Annotated in this window: 11 protein-coding genes; all 11 read right to left on the bottom strand. The window is 44.6% G+C overall.

Features of this window, described 5'->3' with window-relative positions; translation table 11 throughout:
• Nucleotides 1–43: 43 nt before the first annotated feature.
• Nucleotides 44–826 (bottom strand): heparin lyase I family protein, encoded by a 783-nt coding sequence (locus tag BUC20_RS24335; RefSeq protein ID WP_073234239.1) that lies wholly within the window; start codon nucleotides 824–826, stop codon nucleotides 44–46.
• 103 nt (nucleotides 827–929) lie between these two features.
• The gene (locus BUC20_RS24330; protein WP_073234236.1) at nucleotides 930–2,114 is read right to left on the bottom strand and encodes a glycoside hydrolase family 88 protein; all 1,185 of its coding nucleotides are present in this window, start codon (nucleotides 2,112–2,114) and stop codon (nucleotides 930–932) included.
• A 63-nt stretch (nucleotides 2,115–2,177) separates the two neighbouring features.
• The gene (locus BUC20_RS24325; RefSeq protein ID WP_084529251.1) at nucleotides 2,178–4,070 is read right to left on the bottom strand and encodes an alpha-L-fucosidase; all 1,893 of its coding nucleotides are present in this window, start codon (nucleotides 4,068–4,070) and stop codon (nucleotides 2,178–2,180) included.
• Between the two features lie 38 nt (nucleotides 4,071–4,108).
• Complete coding sequence (locus BUC20_RS24320) at nucleotides 4,109–5,302, bottom strand: alginate lyase family protein (RefSeq protein ID WP_073235616.1); 1,194 nt, start codon at nucleotides 5,300–5,302, stop codon at nucleotides 4,109–4,111.
• A 4-nt stretch (nucleotides 5,303–5,306) separates the two neighbouring features.
• Nucleotides 5,307–7,478 carry a glycoside hydrolase family 31 protein gene (locus BUC20_RS24315; RefSeq protein WP_073234233.1) on the bottom strand — a complete coding sequence of 724 codons (2,172 nt, stop codon included), beginning with the start codon at nucleotides 7,476–7,478 and terminating at the stop codon, nucleotides 5,307–5,309.
• A gap of 5 nt (nucleotides 7,479–7,483) precedes the next feature.
• Nucleotides 7,484–10,069 carry a glycoside hydrolase family 95 protein gene (locus tag BUC20_RS24310; protein ID WP_073234231.1) on the bottom strand — a complete coding sequence of 862 codons (2,586 nt, stop codon included), beginning with the start codon at nucleotides 10,067–10,069 and terminating at the stop codon, nucleotides 7,484–7,486.
• 9 nt (nucleotides 10,070–10,078) lie between these two features.
• Nucleotides 10,079–12,532, bottom strand: coding sequence for a glycoside hydrolase family 2 TIM barrel-domain containing protein (locus BUC20_RS24305; protein WP_073234228.1), 2,454 nt, complete (start codon nucleotides 12,530–12,532; stop codon nucleotides 10,079–10,081).
• The gene (locus tag BUC20_RS24300) at nucleotides 12,529–13,290 is read right to left on the bottom strand and encodes a hypothetical protein (RefSeq protein ID WP_073234225.1); all 762 of its coding nucleotides are present in this window, start codon (nucleotides 13,288–13,290) and stop codon (nucleotides 12,529–12,531) included. The genes BUC20_RS24305 and BUC20_RS24300 overlap by 4 nt, the downstream gene beginning before the upstream one ends.
• Before the next feature lie 10 nt (nucleotides 13,291–13,300).
• Nucleotides 13,301–14,851 (bottom strand): RagB/SusD family nutrient uptake outer membrane protein, encoded by a 1,551-nt coding sequence (locus BUC20_RS24295; RefSeq protein ID WP_073234222.1) that lies wholly within the window; start codon nucleotides 14,849–14,851, stop codon nucleotides 13,301–13,303.
• Between the two features lie 4 nt (nucleotides 14,852–14,855).
• A complete protein-coding gene (locus tag BUC20_RS24290) occupies nucleotides 14,856–17,993 on the bottom strand; it encodes a SusC/RagA family TonB-linked outer membrane protein (RefSeq protein ID WP_073234220.1) in 3,138 nt (1,045 codons plus the stop codon).
• A gap of 280 nt (nucleotides 17,994–18,273) precedes the next feature.
• Nucleotides 18,274–19,146, bottom strand: a complete 873-nt coding sequence (locus tag BUC20_RS24285; RefSeq protein ID WP_073234218.1) for an AraC family transcriptional regulator — start codon at nucleotides 19,144–19,146, stop codon at nucleotides 18,274–18,276.
• Nucleotides 19,147–19,361: the final 215 nt, after the last annotated feature.

Here is a 19,361-nt window from a genome sequence, read left to right as displayed (position 1 = left end):
TCAATTGGCTTATGGTTCAGCAATTTTAACCCTTACAGACTATTTACTGAGCAGCGTCAGCATAGGTAGTCCCGATTCTGATTTTCTTCACGAAATGGGTCACCTGCGCAGTATCGCCACCATAAACGCCCCATTTAGGATCGCATTCCGGTACCGTATCCAGGGTTCTGCAATATAAGCGGTCACTGCCATTGGAGAGTGTTTGTTTCACTCCATTGTACCAGAATTCAATAAATCCTACAGTTTTATCTCTGGATACTTTCATGCGGATCACAAACTTAAGCCAGGTGCTGGTTGAAAGCGTAGTAGACCAGGGAACAGAAGCTACATGATTAATGTCAAAATGCTGAAGTTCCAGTTTTCCGTTTTTGGTACGGACCATAAACGGATGATTTTGATCTGACCCATCCGTAGGATACGATTTCCATTGGAAAAGGGCATCTGTTTTCAGGTCGGTTGGCATATAGATCTTGCTCGTCCAGCCGATATAGATTTCATCGCCTTCCTGAGCACTATAGTTTTTTGCCCCACGGCATTCGGTTCTATGGCTCCCTGATGGTTTTAAAAATTTCCAGACCAGGGTCCCTGTTTCATCATTTACAGTGGTTACCGCCCCTGTCCCTTCAATATTAGTGGTTTTCCAGACATTTGAGGTGCCATTACTCGCATCCCCGTTAAAGAGGACAGACATGATCTGGCTTCCCCCGGAGGCAGTGGCCAGCTCTTTGTTCGCAGCTAGGGCATCTGGTTCTTTTTCTTTTTCACAACTCGACAACAATAGGCCCCCACTCATTAATACAGCAATCATTACATGTTTTGTTTTCATAATTTTTAGGTATATAATTAATATTTGGTTGATTCGTGTTGATTAAAAAAGGTTCTTCATACCCCATTGACTTCTGCAGTCCCCCTTGAACAGGGAGGCTTGTCTATTTCAGCTGATCTGCCCTTAACAAGGCTTCCAGATAGTAATAATCCGCATAGGAAAGCGGCTCATTCACCTCTGTATCAGACGGTTTTGAACCTGTACTACTGGTCAGGATAAATCCTTTGTTCTCCCCTACCCTTGCGGTATAGATATTGGCCATACTTTGCATCATGACCGCTGCTTTTTCTTTGTATAGTTTCTTTTGGTCACTATAACCGCTTAGTTCATAGAGCGCTGAAGCGATTACCGCACCTGCGGATACATCTCTTGGTTCCTTAGGAATGTTTGGCGCGTTAAAGTCCCAGTATGGAATCAGGTCTTTTGGCATATTCGGGTGGTTCAGGATAAAAGCAGCAATATTTTCTGCCTGTTTCAGGTACACCGGATCTTTGGTATAACGATAGCACAAAGTATATCCATAAAGTGCCCAGCCCTGTCCCCTTGACCATGCCGACTCATGGCTATAGCCCTGGTGGGTATTTTTTTTCAGTACTGCTCCGGTGGCAGGGTCATAATCAATTACGTGATAAGAGCTGTAATCCGGACGGAAATGGTTCTTCATGGTGGTGTTCGCATGACTTACGGCAATTTTATAAAAAGAAGAGTCGCCACTTAACCTTGTCGCCTCGAAAAGTAGTTCCAGATTCATCATGTTGTCGATGATCACCGGGTTTACCCATTTGTCCCGGCTATGGTCCCAGGAAAGGATCACACCTGTTTTGGGATTAAAACGGGTAGACAGTGTTTTTGCCGACTGCAGGATGACTTCCTTATAATGCGGATCATTGGTGAGACGGAAACCAGTTCCTATGCTGCAAAATACTTTGAAGCCCATATCATGGGTGCCTCCGTTTAGTTTTTCTTTTTCAATATCAGCAGAGAATTTCTGGGCTTCCTTTTTCCAGTTCTGCTGATGCGTATATTCATAAAGGAACCACAATACCCCAGGAAAAAAGCCACTGGTCCAGTCTTTTGAGGCCACCAGTTTCAATTTTCCATGTTCTATGGTTCTGGGAGAAACCAAAGCGCTCTTTCCCGAGCTGTGTTTTACTTTTTCAATCTCCCCCAACATCACTTCCGTTTGCCGGGCAGCTTTGTCAAAAGCTTTTTTAACGTTTAATTTCTGTGCGAAAGAGCTGGTATGCAATAATGAGAGGGCTAGTACGGTAAAAAAGTATCTTTTCATTGTCGTAGGTTCTTAGTTTTATATAGTTGAGCTGGTAGTTTAATTATAGTTGAGCTGAATTTTTTAGTTAACAGGGATCAATTGAATTTCCAATAGTTTCATCAGCTCCGTTCCGGAAATCTGAACTGGGCTGATTTTTAGTTGTGTCTCTCCTTTCTTTAGATCGACGATTCCAGCTTCCTGAGTCTGTACCCCGTTGGTAAGCGGCAATACCGGAAGTTCTTTTTTGAAACCGGCAACCTGCAGCTGGTAAGTTCCGCCGGCACCGGAAGGTGTAAGGTATTTGACTATGATCTTGTATTTTGAGGAGGCCAGAGACCTGATGTCCCAGGAAAAAAACTGACTCGCTGTTTTCCATTTATCCACAAAATAACGGTCGGTTTTTCCATCTCCAAAGCCAAAGTCTTTGCCATGTAAACTGGCATCAAAAGCCAGTAACCTATTTACATTTTTATCAGAAATGGCACGAACACCTTCTGCATTCCGGGAAGTTTTCAGAGGCGTTTTCAGCTCCAGAACCAGCACGGCATCCGATCCGTCCGGGGCCTGCCCCGGAACAGTGATGCGCAGATCTGAACTACTCAAACGCTTTACCTCAAGTTTATTTTTAGATTGATCAGCAAGCAGATAAGCTGATGAAACTTCCGTTTTTAAGCCAGACAATAATAAAACACCATCTGTTGGCCAGTCAAAGACATGCAGGTAAACCCGTTGCGCTTTCTGAGTCGTTACTCCCCAGGCGGGAATCGGTAAGGAAGAACGTTCCGTTCCAAACACAGCAGCAGAATTGACCTTTACCCAGGCCCCTATGCTGTCCAGAATCCGGCTGTCTTTCCCATCGAAACTACCATCCCCTTTGGGACCGATGTTCAATAAAATATTCCCTCCCCTGGAAGCCGCATTGGCCAATAGACGGATAAAGAATTTGGCCGGCTTATGACTGTTGTCGTGTTTCGAATAACCATAAGATTCGTTCGTTGTCGGGATGGCTTCCCAATCCCCATCCACAGTTCTTAACTCCGCAGGGCGATCTCCGGTATTCAGGTAATCGCCAAAATTTACCGCAGCACTTCTTGCCAGACGTCCGTTTACTACAATATCCGGATCTGTTTCCCGGATGGCCTGAAGGATGCGCAGGTTCTCCGAAAGTGGCAATTTATGAGGGGTATCAAACCAAAGGATGTCCGGATGGTATTTATTGATCAGTTCCTTAATCTGTGGAATGGCCTTCTGGTCTACATACCTGACTGCTTTAGGAAGCCATTCCGGATGACTGTCAAACCAATTGGCTCCGCCAAGGAGCTTGTCTCCTCCCGGATTTTGGTATTCCCAGTCGTTTCCGGGTGCATCAGGATGCTCCCAGTCAAAGGCGTGGGAATAGTAAAACCCAAACCTCATCCCATGTTTCTTTGCTGCAGCAGCAAGTTCTGCCATCGCATCACGCTTAAAGGGAGTCTGGTCAACGATGTCAAAATCCGACACCTTCGAATCAAATAACGCAAAGCCATCATGGTGTTTTGCGGTAACGATGAAATACTGCATCCCTGCTTTTTTAGCATTCAGAATCCATTCTTCCGCATTAAATTTTTCCGGATTGAACTCATGGGCAAGCTCCAGATATGCGGCTCTGCTGATCTTTTCCTTCCTCATCAGGTGTTCAGCATAACCGTTTACCACTTTACCTTTCCACTCCCCTTCAGGCTTGGAATACAGGCCCCAGTGCACGAACATACCAAATTTGGCATCCCTCCACCATTGAATCCGCTGTTCATGGTTTTTCATTGATGCTGTCCACCAACCATCTTTTGCCGCATCTATGGCTTTCTCATCACGTTGTCTTGCCTGATTAAACATCTCCTTATCCTCATCGCCTGCCACCTGAGTATAACCGGATCCTGCAATCAAAGAAAGGGAGAAGAATAAAAAGGCCGACTTACGGTTCATCCTGAGCTTCATATCTGTTTCCGTGTTTATATCAATTAGTTTATATCAAGTTAATTCATCCAGATCAGCGGGTTCCTTACCGGCAGGTTACGGATCACTTCCTCCACCTGAGGGTCATGATCCAGCTTTTTCCAGGTCTGCAGCCAGTCTTTCTGTTGGAATTCCCCGGCACCGAACAGCAATGCAGGCTGTGCCACAGGCCAGTTTTCCCAATGCATCACATCCGGCTTTAAAGGCCATTTGCTTTTATCCTTTAAATAAGGATACAGATAGCTGATTCCTTTTTGGATCGACTTTCCATCTGCAGTTTCATACTTCCAGAGGTTGTCCTCAGGAGTAGAAAGAATCTGACAAAGGGTAGTCATGGCATCCAGGTTGAAGATCGAATAACCATAAGGTTTGGTACGGCTCAGTTCTCTTGGAAAACTGCCATCGATTGCCATTTGATTGGGCAACAACACTGTTTTATAGCGTTCTCTGCAAAAATTCATCAATTGCTCATCCCCTGTTAGTTTTGCAAAAGCAGCCACCTGCATGACAAAGCAGGTTCCATGGTTGTTTTGTGCATTCATTTCGTCTTTACCGTAAGGATGGCTCATGAGCCAGTTCAGGTAATCCCCGAACCATTTCTTTGTACCCTTGAGTACTTCAGGCGTTAATGCGTTTTCCAATACCAGGATCCCCTGCGAAACTTCCAGCAGCTGGATCGTATCAATAATGCCGATTCCTCTTCCGGTAAACCGGCCTTTGATGGCTTGTGCAAAGGTCAAACCAGGGTTCATCCGGCTTCCTTCGTTGATAAACCAGGCTTGTAAATGCACCATGGCCTGTTTTGCGTATTTTTTATCTCCGGTGATTTTGTAGGCAGAAGCCAGCGCACCTATGATTTTGCTGAAGCGGATCATGGCCAGTCTGTGCGCTACAAAATTCTCCGGATTGGTCATCCCATCCTTCTGAATATAAGGACCATCCGGATTTGCCGGATCAGGCCACCAATAATCTCCTTCAGAGTAAAAGTCATGTACTCCTCCGGCAGACCTTGCTGAACTGGCCGCAGTAACGGTTACCGGTTTTTGCTTCATCGCCCATGCTGCCTGTTCCAACACTGTTTTTTTCAAAGTCAGCATGACCTCATTGTTTCTTTGAGAAGCAGCCGAACGCGAAGAAGAAGCAGCGCCTGACAGCTGAGCAAAAGCAGAGAGCGATAACAATAAAGTAAAAACAACAAAGCTTAATCTTTTCATTTGCTTAATCATTGGTCATTGCTTTAAAAATGATTTTATTCAGGCTGTTCGGTTTTCCCTTTTCCGCTTTGGAAATGGAAGTCTTTAATGTGCCCTTCTGATCTTTGCTGATGCTGATCTCTCTAAAACTGAAATCTCCTTTTTCATAGTTAAAAGTCTCCCCATCATCATCATAGAGCTGATATTTACCGGGTTTACTACCATAGTACCTGATTTCCAGGTCGATTTTATCAGTGGGTTTTGGCGCATGCATTAAGGCAGGTCCCATCGGAATGATTCCTCCATCCTTCACATATACCGGAATCCTGTCCAGTCCGGGGCTTACGGTGATGATTTCTCCATCGCCGGCAAATTTGCCCGTATAAAAATCAAACCATTTACCTCTTGGCAGAATCACCGTCCGGCTGGTTTTTCCGGCAAACACAGGGGCAACCAACAGGTATTCCCCAGCCATATACTGATCCTTAACTTCCTTGCTAACAGCCTCTACATAAGGATTATCTTCCAGATTAGTGCTTTTCACTTCCTTTTGAACTTCTGATAAGAAGCCCTCTTCCAGGTTCATCGCCCGGAATGGCGGAATGCCCTGAAAATGGTATTTGGCAAACTCGCTGTACCAGTATGGCATCATCTGCATGCGCAACAGCGCCATATCTTTCACTTGTTGCTCTACTTCAGGATAAGACCATGGTTTTGTGCCGCTGGACCAGGCATTGATCATCGCCATTGGCGAGAATACCACCGACTGCATCCTGCGCAACCATTCTTCTCCCGTTTTCGAAGCCCTGGCTTCCGGTGTCCAGAGTACGCCCGAAAAACTGCTGTTGATCAATGCGGTAATAAAGTCCTCATGATTGTAATAGTCATTGTAGATCACATAAGGCAATGCGGTACCACCTCCATTGGAAGCACGGACCAGTCCATAAGTACGTTGGTTCCGCTGATGAAAAAGCTCGGCACTGTAACGTTGAATCAACAGGCCATAGGTCTGACGTAATTGTTCGGCGCTTTTTCCGGAAGGGAAAGTAGTCACATCCGGCCATAAATAATGGTCATAACCATCCACTTCATCAAATTTGTATCCGCTTACCCCCAGATCTACCTGGCCTTTCTTTAATTGCCCGAACAGGATATTCCTGGCTTCAGGCATCGTCAGATCAGGCACTGCGCCCAGCCATACGGTATGATCGGCAGTGTAGGGCTTAATTTCTTTATAGATGGATGCAGCAGGGGAAACATATGGATTGGTCCATAAATTCAGCCTGATGCCTTTGCTGAGCATGTTTTTAACAAAACCTGCAGGATCAGGATAGCGGCTGTTGTCCCATTCAAAAGTACAGGGATACGCTTTACTCTGCCAGCCTGGCTCCAGACCGATATAGTCCAGCGGGAAACCTTTATCCGCAAAAGCTTTGGCTTCATTTTCAACTTCGGCAGAGGTATACAGGGTTTTAACCCTTTGCGTAAAACCCAGTCCCCAGCGAGGAGGCAAAGGACCGCCACCATTAAACAGGTTGTACCGGCTTACCGCATCCAGGGGTTTAGGGCCGGCAAAAATGTAGAACTCTACGCCTTCTGCAGGAACAAGAATCTCTACCGCGTCCGAATAAGGACGGGAAGACCAGGTTTTATCTGTATTTCTGTCTTTGGCTACCGGAGCATCTTTGCTGTCCAGTCTTACTGCAGAACCGGCATATACTTTTAAATAACGTGCAGAATTAATGAACACCCCATAACCATCCGACGACACATAAAAAGGAGTCGGGGCATGGGTCCGTCCATTGTCTTTGCCTCCATAATGGTCTACATGTAATTCCAGGATCTTCCCTCTCTGATGAACCGTCTGAAAGTTCAGTCCGAAGCCATAAAGCTGTTCCTTTTTGCTTAAAGGAAAACGGAGATAGGTTTTTCCATCATTCTGTTTTGCAACAATATCCTCCTTAAGGAGTGGAAAACCTGCATCTCCCATCCGTTTTAAACCTTCCATTGCCGGATTTGCTCCAGAGGCCGTCAGCAGGTTATAACTTTCAGGTTTCCCTACGCTTCCTTTCCAGATCCCAGGGGCCACCTGCTCCCATTTAATATCCTGCGCCTGTGCCTTCCCAAGGCCAGTCAATAAAAGGGCAATGCAAATAAATGTTCTTCTATATCTGAGGTTAAATATTCTTCTATACATGAGGTTTACAGGGCTATGATTTGATATGTTTTTCCTTTTTCTGTCTTGAAATCGAGCACATATCCATGTCCGATGTCCGGTTTTTCCAGGCGTACTTTTGAATTGTTCTGATAAGGCGGCAGGTAGGCTTTCTGTGTCAGCAGGTTGCTGTTTTCTCCTTTAGCTTCATTTCCGCTTGCAGCAAGTACTTTTCCTTTAGAATCAAGCACTTTAACAGGCTGCAAAGTGCTCAACCTGCAATTCCCTCCTATTTCTGATTTTATCCCTGCGGAAAGGAGCTTTCCCTTTTTCCAGTTGATGTCTACCGTAAAATTCCCCCTGGCTTTGATACCCTGAATACGGCCTTTCTGCCATACTTCCGGTAATGCAGGTAATAAACTGATCCTGCCATCCTGACTTTGCAGCAGCATTTCCGTGATTCCGGCAGTAGCGCCAAAATTGCCATCAATCTGAAATGGCGGATGTGCATCAAATAAGTTCGGATAGGTTCCACCCCCGCTCATTTGTGCTTTCGTTAAGGTTGGGTCGATGTAAGTAAAAGCATCTTCCAGAATTTTATAGGCATGATTGCCGTCCTGTAACCTTGCCCACCAATTGATTTTCCAGGCCATAGACCAGCCTGTACTCACATCACCCCTGAAAATCAAACTGTTTCTTGCAGCACTGGCCAGTTCGGGAGTACCATCAACAGAAATCTGGTTGCCTGGAAACAGGCTGAACAGGTGGGAAATATGGCGGTGTTTATCTTTGGGATCATCCCAATCCTGGAACCATTCCTGTACCTGACCATACTGCCCGATATGGAAAGGGTATAATTTTTCGCGTGCAGCGGTCAGTTCTGTTCTGAATGCGGCATCAATATTTAAGACCTCAGTGGTCCGGATTAAATCCGTAAACAACTGTCTGAGGATCGACATGTCCATCGTTGAAGCTTTGGAAAGCTGGTATTCTTTGCCCTGAATTTTAACTGTATTTTCAGGTGAGGTAGAGGGGCTGGTTACCAGGTAACCAGTCTTCTCATCCCTGATTAACCATTGCAGCATAAATTCGGCTGCCCCCTTCATGAGTGGGTAAGCGGTTTGTTTTAAAAAAGCTTTATCTCCTGTAAACTGATAATGTTCGAATAAATGGGTACTGAACCAGGCACCGCTCATCGGCCATGCCGACCATCTTGGCATTCCTTTAGGGTCCCAATCGTAACCTCCCGGAGGGGAAGTTTTGGCCCAAAGGTCTGAATTGTGGTGTGCCACCCAGCCTTTATCAATGTTGTAATTGACTTTTGCAGTCTTTGCTCCATTTACGGCCAGTTCCTTCATGAAATCGAACAAAGGTTGATGACATTCAGAGAGGTTGGCATTTTCTGCCAGCCAGTAATTCATTTCTGTATTGATATTGGTGGTATAATTGCTTCCCCATGGTGGTTGTACCAGGTCATTCCAGATGCCCTGCAGGTTGGAAGGCCTTGATCCCGGACGGGAGGAAGCAATCATCAGGTACCTGCCAAACTGATAATATAAAGCCTGCAGTCCCTGGTCATTTTTAGTCTTTGCATATTGCTTCAGACGTTCATCTGTCGTTTGCTTTTCGACAGCCGGATTGGGATTAAGTTCAAATTTAACCCGGTTAAATAAAGCCTGATAATCACTGATGTGTTGTGCTTTTAAGCTTTCATAGCTTTTGGGAAAGACCTGGTTCATATTGGCCAGACTTTCTATGGCCGGATCTTTACCCTCCAGGCCAGGGGATTTGTCGAAACCATTGAAACTGGTGGCTTCGGTTAAATAGATCGTTACCGCATTGGCATTTTTAACCAGCAGCTGATCTCCACTTCCACTAAGGGAACCGCCTTCATTTTTGATCCTGAGGCGGATTTGAAAGGTCATCCCTTCTTTTTCATCATAGGTTACCTGTTTCGGTTCATAATCCCTGTTGGCCACAAAACTGGGCGCCTTTCCTTTCAGGATCAGCTCATTCGATCCTGAGGCATTTGCACCGGAAACATTCGTTTGAAACTTCAATTTACTCAACAGACCTGTTGCAAAGCTAATGGAACCAGGTTTGTTTGCCGTAATTCTCATCACCAGTGCTTTACCCGGGAAGCTGGTAAAGATTTCTCTTTTATAACTGACTCCTTTGATCGTATAATTTAAGGTAGATACTGCGGTCTGCAGGCTCAGGTCTCTTTGATACTTTTCCGGAACTGTATCCGTATGGTTAAACTGAAGGAACAGCTCTCCCAGAGGAAGATACCTGGCCGAATAAGGTCCCTGCATCTTCTTCCAGAGTACCGCTGCCTCATCATACTGTCCTTCCTCAATCGCTTTCCTTACCTGCGGAAGCACGGTTGGCCCTGCGGGATTATTTCCAGCGTCGGGAAAACCCGACCATAAAGTATTGTCATTTAAAGCAATGCGTTCCCTGCCTACACGGCCATAAACCATGGCTCCGGTTTTACCATTCCCTAAAGGGAGGGCTTCCTCCCATACTTTGGCCGGACGGTCGTACCATAGCTTAAGGGGATCATTGCTTTGTGCATCGGCATTTACACTGATAAATACGGCTCCTAATAACAAACACTGGGTAATTTTCATTTCAAATCGTTAAAGTTCAACAAATACGGATGCGAGTCCATCAGCTTTTACGCTGGCTACGCTCTTTCCATTGTTCAGTTTGATGCTGATTTCGGCTCTTCCATTTCCGGTCTGCACCTTGCGTGAACCGCGGGCTGTTCCCAGATCATCGATGAGCTTGCCATCGCCGGTCAGGCCGAAAGTCACATAATTCTGAGCATCCAGGCACAAGATATTGTTCTTATCCAGAATTTTTACACGGATCAGGGCAACGCCATCTTTTTCAGAGACCTTCTCTAAAATCATTTTAGCTGGCTTATCCCATTTTGCCGTCTGGTATTCCTGAGTAATTTCGTCAGTAAACACTTTACCATCTTTCTTTCCTACGGCTTTGATCGTGTTGCTGCCTTCATTGAAGGTCACCATCCATCTTAAGCCTGCTGCAGGAAAATCCTGAGAATCACGTTTCTTTTTACCCAGGCTTTTGCCGTTCAGGAAGAGTTCCACCTCATCCAGGTTGGCATATACTTTAATCATTTTCGGTTCATCTGCTGCTCCCCACCTTACCGGCCATGAATGCCCGTAGATATGAACCATTGGAGCGGTTGTCCAGTAAGACTGGAATACATAAAAAGCTTCTTTTTTAGTAAAATCCCTTTCCACTACCCCTTTCTGGTTCATATATGGAACCGGGTTGTCAGGACGTACCGGTGTAGAGAAATCTTTAAAAGGCCAGTAAGCAGCTCCGGTTAACCAGGGCATGGTTTCCTGTTCTTTTAAATGCCAGTCGATCAGGTTCACCACATAACTTTCACTCCAGTCGCCATCTTTGGAAACCCTGGCACTGCCACCAAATAAAGAAGCATCTCCTGCCCTTTCATCAGCGCCTTTGCCGGTTTTCACCTGACTTAAGGCATTGTCCGGATTTTCAGAATGCCTTCCAGCATGACTGTCGCCACCCCATTCCACATGAAGGAAATGATCCACCTTGTCGAACTCCATTTTGGAAACCTCTTTATATTCTGTATAAATCCCACGGTACCATCCTGCCCAGATAGACGGAGAATAGACATCTACGATATCCTTACAGAAGTCGCACCTTCTGATCGCTGTTTTTCTGGAAGGATCCAGGCGATGAGAAAGGTCGTTCAGTTCTTTCATGAACTCTCTGATTTTATGCTGATCAAACTCACTGAAATCTCCCGGCCAGTCGTTTTCATTGCCCATTCCCCAAATGATGATGGAAGGGTGGTTATAATGTTGTTCCACCATATTGGTCAGCATGGTACGGGCCTGGTTCTTATAAGATTCTCCGCCTAGACCGCCTCTGCACCATGGAATTTCTTCCCACACCAGAATCCCAAGGCTGTCGCAAAGCTCCAGCACAATTCTCGATTGCTGATAATGACCGAGGCGGATAAAGTTGACCCCCATTTCTTTCATCAGCACCATTTCTTCACGGATCTGATCTTCTGTCATCGCTGCAGCTACCCCTGCATGGTCTTCATGACGGTGGGTTCCTCTCAGCAATAGCCTTTTGCCATTGAGCATAAAAGGCCCTTTTTTAACAAATTCAAAGTTTCTGAATCCTATTTTTTCTTTATGTACAGCCGTTTCCCCATTGGCGATGATGCTCGTTTCTACCGTATAGAGGTTTGGATTTTCCGGAGACCATAATTTTGGGTTCTTTACCGTGGTTTCCCAAAGGTCTTTCGTTCCATAAAATGCTTTTAGTTCTTTGTTCCAGCTGCTGATCAGTTTTCCCTGAGGATCTTTAACCAGGATCTTAACCATCACGGTATCTATTCCATCAGGATTCAGCAACCTGGTACCGATCTTTAACTGTCCCAATGCTCCTTTCACATCCACACTTGCATTCGCGAAAACTTTTTCTGCGGAAACCTGAGGGGCATATACCAGGTTCAGGTAACGGTATAAACCACCATAGATGTTAAAATCGGAAAGGTCTGAAGGAATCATTTCCAGGTCACGGGAATTGTCGCAACGGATTTCTACAGGGATTTTCCCTTTAAATTGCTTTTGAAACAAGGGGTTTTTACGAAAAGTTTCTACCGCAGCAGTAATATCTGCGGTCCATTCGTCGTAGCCCCCTATGTGCTCCGCCACTTTAACATCATAGATATACACCTGGGTTTTCTGGCCCGCTCCTTCAAAGTGAAGGAGCGTACGGCCATTTTTATAAGGGTTATTAATCGTCAGTTGTGTGCGGTACCATCCTGGTCCCTGATAATAGTTCAGGTCTGGGTCTACCCCGTCTGTCGCATTGAAAGAATGCGGCAGATTTACGTTTTCCCATAAGGGTACGCTTTCCGGGTTTCCTGCTTTCACAGGCCTGATGGCTTCGTAAATCCCACCCAGGTCACCTTTAAGGTATTCCCAGCTTTGGGTTAAACGCTGCGTTTGTTGTGCTTGTAAATTAAGGAAAAGGATCGAGCAAAAAAGGGTTAAAATTAGTTTTCTCATAGAGTTTTCGGTGTTCTGAAAGGATAGATGGTATTGCCGTAAACATGCACGATAGAATTGGTAGCGATATAACCACCAGACCTGTTGGACGTTTTGTCATTGATCATGATTGGCGCCAGATCATCGTTATTCAGGATTTTCAGTTCCATTTTCCCTTCCTGATCAAATCCGGTCTTGCTATTCAGAAAACCAAGCATAGATCTTTGGCTGGCGATACTTCCGGGAGGCAACATGGTTTGTACGGTGATGTTATTTAACGGAATGTTGTTAAAGTTATAGGTACCCTGTACCATCAGGTACAAAAAGAGGTTTTTAACATCTTCCTTAGGGTAATCCTCCCATTTTTCGGCGATACGGGTGGGAAACAATCCTGTTGAAGGATTAACCGGGCCTGTGATAATGGGAAAGTCTACCCATAAACCTGCAGATGTTTTTTTGGTTTTTGAATCGTAAACCCTGATGGCATCATTGTGCAGAAAAATGAAGGTCATGCCTTGTTTTTCATAGGCAGCAAGGTCGATTCCAGCATAATCCAACCCCTTTCTCATCCATTTAAAGACCGTATCTTTTGTATTTACCGCCGATTCATAAGAGCGGTTTTCTAAAAACTGTCTGGCCGTGATATTGATGTTCGGATCCAGGGTTTTATGTTCGTAATCGTATTTTTTCTGCAATTCCATATCGAATAAAGTACATCCTGATAAGGGCAGCAGTAATAAGAAGGCATATCTTTTTAAGATTAATCTGATCGTATTCATAAGGCTAATTTTAATCTGTGTAACCAGGGTTTTGAACTAATTTGCGATTGGAATTCAGCACATTTCTGTTTAATGGCCAGTAAGATTTCGTTTCAGGATCCTGGAAACCCGGAGCTTCGAGGTTACCTGCAGCGAGTTGTCTTCTTTTAAGGATTGGGTCCATTACTTGTTTTACGTGGTTGGTACGTACCAGGTCAAACCATCTTTTACCTTCTCCAAAAAGCTCCAGTTGTCTTTCGTTCAGAATGGCGTCTTCCATTGCTGTCTGACTGGCAACCAATGGGTCGGTAGCCAGATATTCCGGTATTCCTGCCCGTTTACGGATAAAATTCAGGTATTTCAATGCCCCTGCCAGATCGCCACTGCCATTCAAGGCTTCCGCATACAGGAGATAAATATCCCCCAGACGGTACATGGTCAGGTATACCGGCATCTCCCGATAGCTTGCAGGGTAAATATCTGTTGCTGTTGGATTAGCTGCAGTAGGGTACCATTTCAGGAAGCGGTCTCTGTTTGGTTTCGGCTGAGCAAGAAATACATCAGCAGTTTGTCTTGGCCTGATATCGCTAGATCTTGTGGCCTGCGACTGAGGCTGGAACCAGGTTGCCCAGATGCCTTCATCAATACTGATCTGTTTATTATTGCTGGTCCATGAGGATTGCATACAGGCACATCCGTTTTTCAGGTAATCCCAATGGATGCTCCAGATGGATTCATTGCTGGTTGCAGGCGCAGCAAACAAAGTTTTCCAGCTTGCAGAAGGCTGCAGGTTGGCATCGCTCAATCCTGCATAAACTGTACCTAAAGGGTTTTTTGCAGCAAACAGGTTTTTGATCCATTTGATGGCATTCGGATAATCTTTCTTCCACATGTATACATCAGCGAGGGTTGCACAGATTGCGGCTTCTCCCATATTATAGACTACTGGTTTTGATCCTTTAACCACCAGGCTGTAGGCTTTTTCAAGATCCGGAATGATCACCTGAGAGATGACCTTATCTTTTGATTCTCTTGGGTAATCTGCAGGTTCTGCAATGTCAACATAAGGCTCCAGTCTGATCGGGGCATCTCCCCAGACCCGAACCAGGTAAAAATAACTTACCGCACGCAAGGCATAAGCCTGGGACAGGTAACTATCTGCCAATGCGGGGGTCAGCGTCACATCCAGGGCTGCTGCCTGAGGCATAAATTTGATGGTACTGTTGGCCCTTCCGATCACGGCATATAAGCCTGACCAGTCCGAAAACTGATTGGTTGGCGTTAAGCCATTTAAGGCAATTTCATCTACATAATCTTTGGTATAGGCAAGGAAACGGTCGAAATTGTCCGAGCGATATTCTCCCCAGTACAGGTATTTTTCTGTATACTGCTCTTTACCTACCATTTCCTGCTGGAACGCAGAGTACACCCCTGTCAGAGAGGCTTCCATATCGTATCTGTTTTTATAAAAATCACCTATTGCTACCTGAGCTAAAGGTTTCTCAGTTAAAAATTTCTTACACCCACCCAGCAAAAGCACTGTAGCCATGGCAGACATCGTGATTAACTTTCTCGTCTTCATCTTATTATAAATTAATGTTTACACCAAAACCAAACTCTCTTCTTCTCGGGTATTTTCCGGTATCATCTCCTGGCGTCAATACGTTACCGGCACTGAACTCAGGGTCATAACCGCGGTAATTTGTCCAGGTCAGGAGATTCGTACCATATACATAGGTGGTTAAACCTTTAAGGAAAATGCGTTTTGCCCAATCCGGATTTAAACGGTAAGAAAGACGGGCACTCGACAACCTGATGAACGAAGCATTTTCGATGTAAAGGCTATTTTGATTGGTCTTCAGGTTTCCACGGTTATTTCGCTCTACATAATATGGGTATTTGGTATTATCCCCTGGTTTTCTCCATGAATTGTACACCATTTCCGGAGATCCTGCACCTGTATTGGAAGGATTATTCTGGGTTTGCAATAAACTATTGTATACTTCAGCACCAAATGAACCATTGAACAGGAAAGACAGGGAGAAGTTTTTGTAACGGACATTGTTCATGATCCCCAGATAGTAATCCGGAGTGGCATTACCAAGGATCTGACGGTCTGCATCATCGATCACCCCATCCGGTCTGACCTCTTCCCATTCCGCATCTCCACCTTTCAGTTTACCATCGGGCGCACGTTTACTTTTCACATTGCCTGTGTATTCCTGGCCGTCTAAAGTATATACTGCTTTTCCATTGGCATATTTAGGTTTACCATTCTCCAGCACGACCTCCAGTTTTCTCCAATCGCCATCATAGGCATTGGATTCATCCCAGGCATAAACACCAAGGTTTTTCCAGCCATAGAAATTTCCTATTCTTCCACCTTCTTCCACATACCATTTGTTTCCGGCGAAGAAAGGAACGCCATCTGCAAGTGACAACACTTTACCTTTTTCAAAAGAGATGTTGGCGGTGATGTTCCATTCGAAGTCTTTCGTGGCGATGGGTGTACCATTGATCACAAACTCCAGACCTTTGGTTTGTATCGTTCCTACATTCACCTGTACTTTACTATATCCGGTTTCCTTTGCAATTTCCCTTGGATACAGCAGGTTCGAAGTCTTCTTCACATAATAATCTCCCGTAAAGCCCAGGCGGCCTTTAAAGAAGCTCAGGTCTAAACCAACGTTATTTTGCGCAGTTGTTTCCCATTTGATGAATTTATTTCCAAGGATAGAAGTTGGTGCCGCAGAGCCCAGACCATTGTAGCTGCCCGAAAAAGCAATCCTGGTTACCGACTCATAATCACCAATCTGATCATTTCCTAACTGACCATAGCTGTAACGGATCTTTGCATCTTCCAGAAACGATTTAGACCATGACATGAATTTTTCATCAGAGAAGCGCCATGCTGCAGAAGCAGACAGGAAATTTCCCCAACGGTTTTCAGGACCAAACCTGGAAGAACCATCCCTACGGTAAGTTCCCTGCACAATATACCTACCTTTGTAGTTGTATCCCAATCTGGAAAACATAGATACAGTTGAATTTGCGGTGGCTTCAGAAAAGGTATTAGGCCCATTCACATAATCAGGAAGGGTCACTACGATCTCCTCACTTACACTATTTAAATATTCGGTATGCACACGATCCATCTTTTTTCTGTCGGCACTGAATCCCAGTAAAGCGGAGAAATTATGGTCCTCCCTGATCGTCTTATTATAGTTCATAAAGGCCTGATATTCCCAGCTGAAGTTTTTCCTCAGCTCATTTTTTCCTGAATTCTGATCTCTTTTACCAGAAAGGATTCTGGGAGAGAAATAGAGGTTCTGGAAATTATCCAGCTTGGCGTTGAACAAGGTGGTAAATTTCAAATCTTTGGTAAACTGATAATCCAATTGGTTATTGAACTGTCCGGAAAAGGTTTCATCTTCATCCCTTTCGAATAAGGCCTGGGCAATTGGATTTCTTTTAGAGGCTACATAACTTGTTAACGTTCCATCAGGATAATAAATCAGGGAATAAGCAGGCCTGTCGATCACCACTTTAATCGTATTACCTACCGGGATCTGGTTTCCTTTTTGCCAGCTGAAAGACATGTTATTGGAATACTTCAGCTTCTCGTTCACCTGATAGTTAACGTTGATTCTCGACTGCAGGCGTTTTGCCCAGCTGTTGATGATGATGGATTTATCGTCCAGGTAATTGATACTGGTATAATAGCTCAGTCCTTTTTGTCCGCCGCTGATTCCCATTTTAATCTCTTTCTTTTGAGCAAGATTTCCCAACAGGAGTTCCTGCAGGTTGTTATCTGCATTGAAGCTTGGGTTCAGGGAATCTGTTCCATTTGGTCTGGCCTGAATTTCGCGGAATGCCCTTACTTCTGCAGAGTTACTCACCGGAATACCATGAGCCAGACGTCCGAATACATGGTTATACGTCAGGTCGATCATCGGTTTTCCATCCTGACCTCTTTTGGTGGTAATCAAAATTACCCCGTTTGCTGCCCTGGAACCATAGATGGAAGCCGAAGCCGCATCTTTTAAAACTTCTACGTTGGCAATATCTGTAGGGTTGATGTTCGCTCCATCAGGATTGATCACTCCATCTACTATATATAAAGGTCCGTTACCTCCGTTTAGTGTCGAAGCACCACGAATCTGGATAGAACCTGTTGCTCCCGGAGCACCACCACCATCGTTCACGATCAAAACCCCTGCCGCCTGACCTTGTAAAGCGTCAAAAAGGTTAACCGGCTGGCGTTCCAGGATGGTTTTCTGGTTGATGGAAGAACTGGCACCTGTCAGGTCTTTCTTTTTCGCAACCCCACCATATCCTGTCACCACGACCTCTTCGAGGTCAGACAAATTCTCTTTCAGGCTGACATTGATGTCTGTTTTCTTTCCTACAGGGACTTCCTGTGGAAGAAAACCGATATAAGAGAATACCAGAATGGCTGCATCTCCGGGTACAGCAATGTTATAAATCCCATCAATATTGGTGGAAGTTCCAATAGCTGTTCCTTTCACTTTCACCCCTACCCCTGGCATGGGTACACCTTTGTCGTCTTTCACGACTCCTTTTATTTTGCTTGTTTTTTGTGCAAATACAGCGGGCGAAAATAACATGCCCAGGGCGAATAAAACGATCATCCCCAACTGTCTGATATTGCATTCTTTCCATTTGTTTGACAAATAGAGGTTCTTAGTATAAATTTCCTTCATACTTCTGTTTTAAAAAATGAGTAAATATTTTAATTGATCATCAGCAGATTAAACCGGATTTCCGGCTTTAAGCTGTTCAGTAGAGGGATGCCTTTAATCCCTTAAGGCGATTTTTTGTGGAGGTTCTCATGCTCGTTTTGGTTAGGTTTATATTGGTTCGTTATAAGGGATGATCTGATTTGGTTGTTTGTTTTTTTATTTTGATAGCCGATCTTAATAGCCCGTTTAATGTGTATTCGGTTTGTTGTTTATCCGGTAGGTTGCCTATTCAGTTCGCTGTTTATTCGGTTACAAATTCTCGCTGGTAACAAAGCGGGCTCTTTCCGGTGATTTTCTTAAAACACTTATGAAAACTGGCGAAATTGTTAAATCCACTGTTATAACAGATTTGTTTTAAGTTGAGGTGTGCTTCGATCAGGAGCTTACAGGCCTGCCCTACTTTAATCTCTGTGAGGAATTGCGAATAGGTTTTTCGGGTGCGCGATTTGAAATAGCGGCAAAAAGAATTGGGACTGATTTTGGCTACATCAGCAATTTCTTCCAGACAGATCTTATTCCTGAAATTGGCATAAGTATATTCATATATATCACTGATGCGGTCTTTTTCTACCTGCTCCAGGTCGTACTGAAAGCCGATGGAAGCCAATGATTCCAGCTCTCCGCATTTGGCGATCTCCACCAATGCCTGCATCAGCATGATGATCCTTTCGGTTCCTTCAGCTTTAACCATCCTGGTGAGCAGGTCTGCGACTTGCTGCTTGCTCTTCCCGGTCACCTTTACTCCTCTTTTGGATTTCTCCAGCACATCTTTCAGCAGTTTGTTTTCCGGCAGGTTCAAAAAGAAATCCCCCCAAAGGTCTTCCGAGAAATGGGCAACTTTTACATCCAGGTTCGCTCCTTTTTCAGTTTCATCAAAATACACCTCATCAAATTTCCAGTAATGTGGCAGGTGTGCCCCTACCAGGACAATATCACCGGATTTAAAAGGTTGTATACTATCGCCGATAAACTGGGTTCCTTTGCCTTCATTAAAATAGATCAGCTCCAGTTCCTGGTGGTAATGCCATTTGTTATTGACAAAGGGTTCTATATCCTGTCTTACACTAAATGATTGAGCAGGAGGCATGGATACTTTAAGTAATTGTGCTTTCATAATCAATAATTATCCAGGTGAAAAAATGGGGAAAGAAAATGCGAAACCTGTATATAACAGGAATCCACAGAAAGAAGGATCAGCATCGGAAACTCGTTCATAGCTTGGTTTAATCGTAACAGATATTTATAATTGGTTTTGCTAATGTAAGCGCCAGAGCAATCCACGAGGGGGTGAAATCTTAAAGAAAAGGGGTGAAATTCTTAAATAACCAA

The organism is Pedobacter caeni (genome assembly GCF_900129215.1).
GTDB lineage: Bacteria > Bacteroidota > Bacteroidia > Sphingobacteriales > Sphingobacteriaceae > Pedobacter > Pedobacter caeni.
Note: the sequence above shows the minus strand (reverse complement) of the source record. Positions and strands in the feature narration are given on the sequence as shown.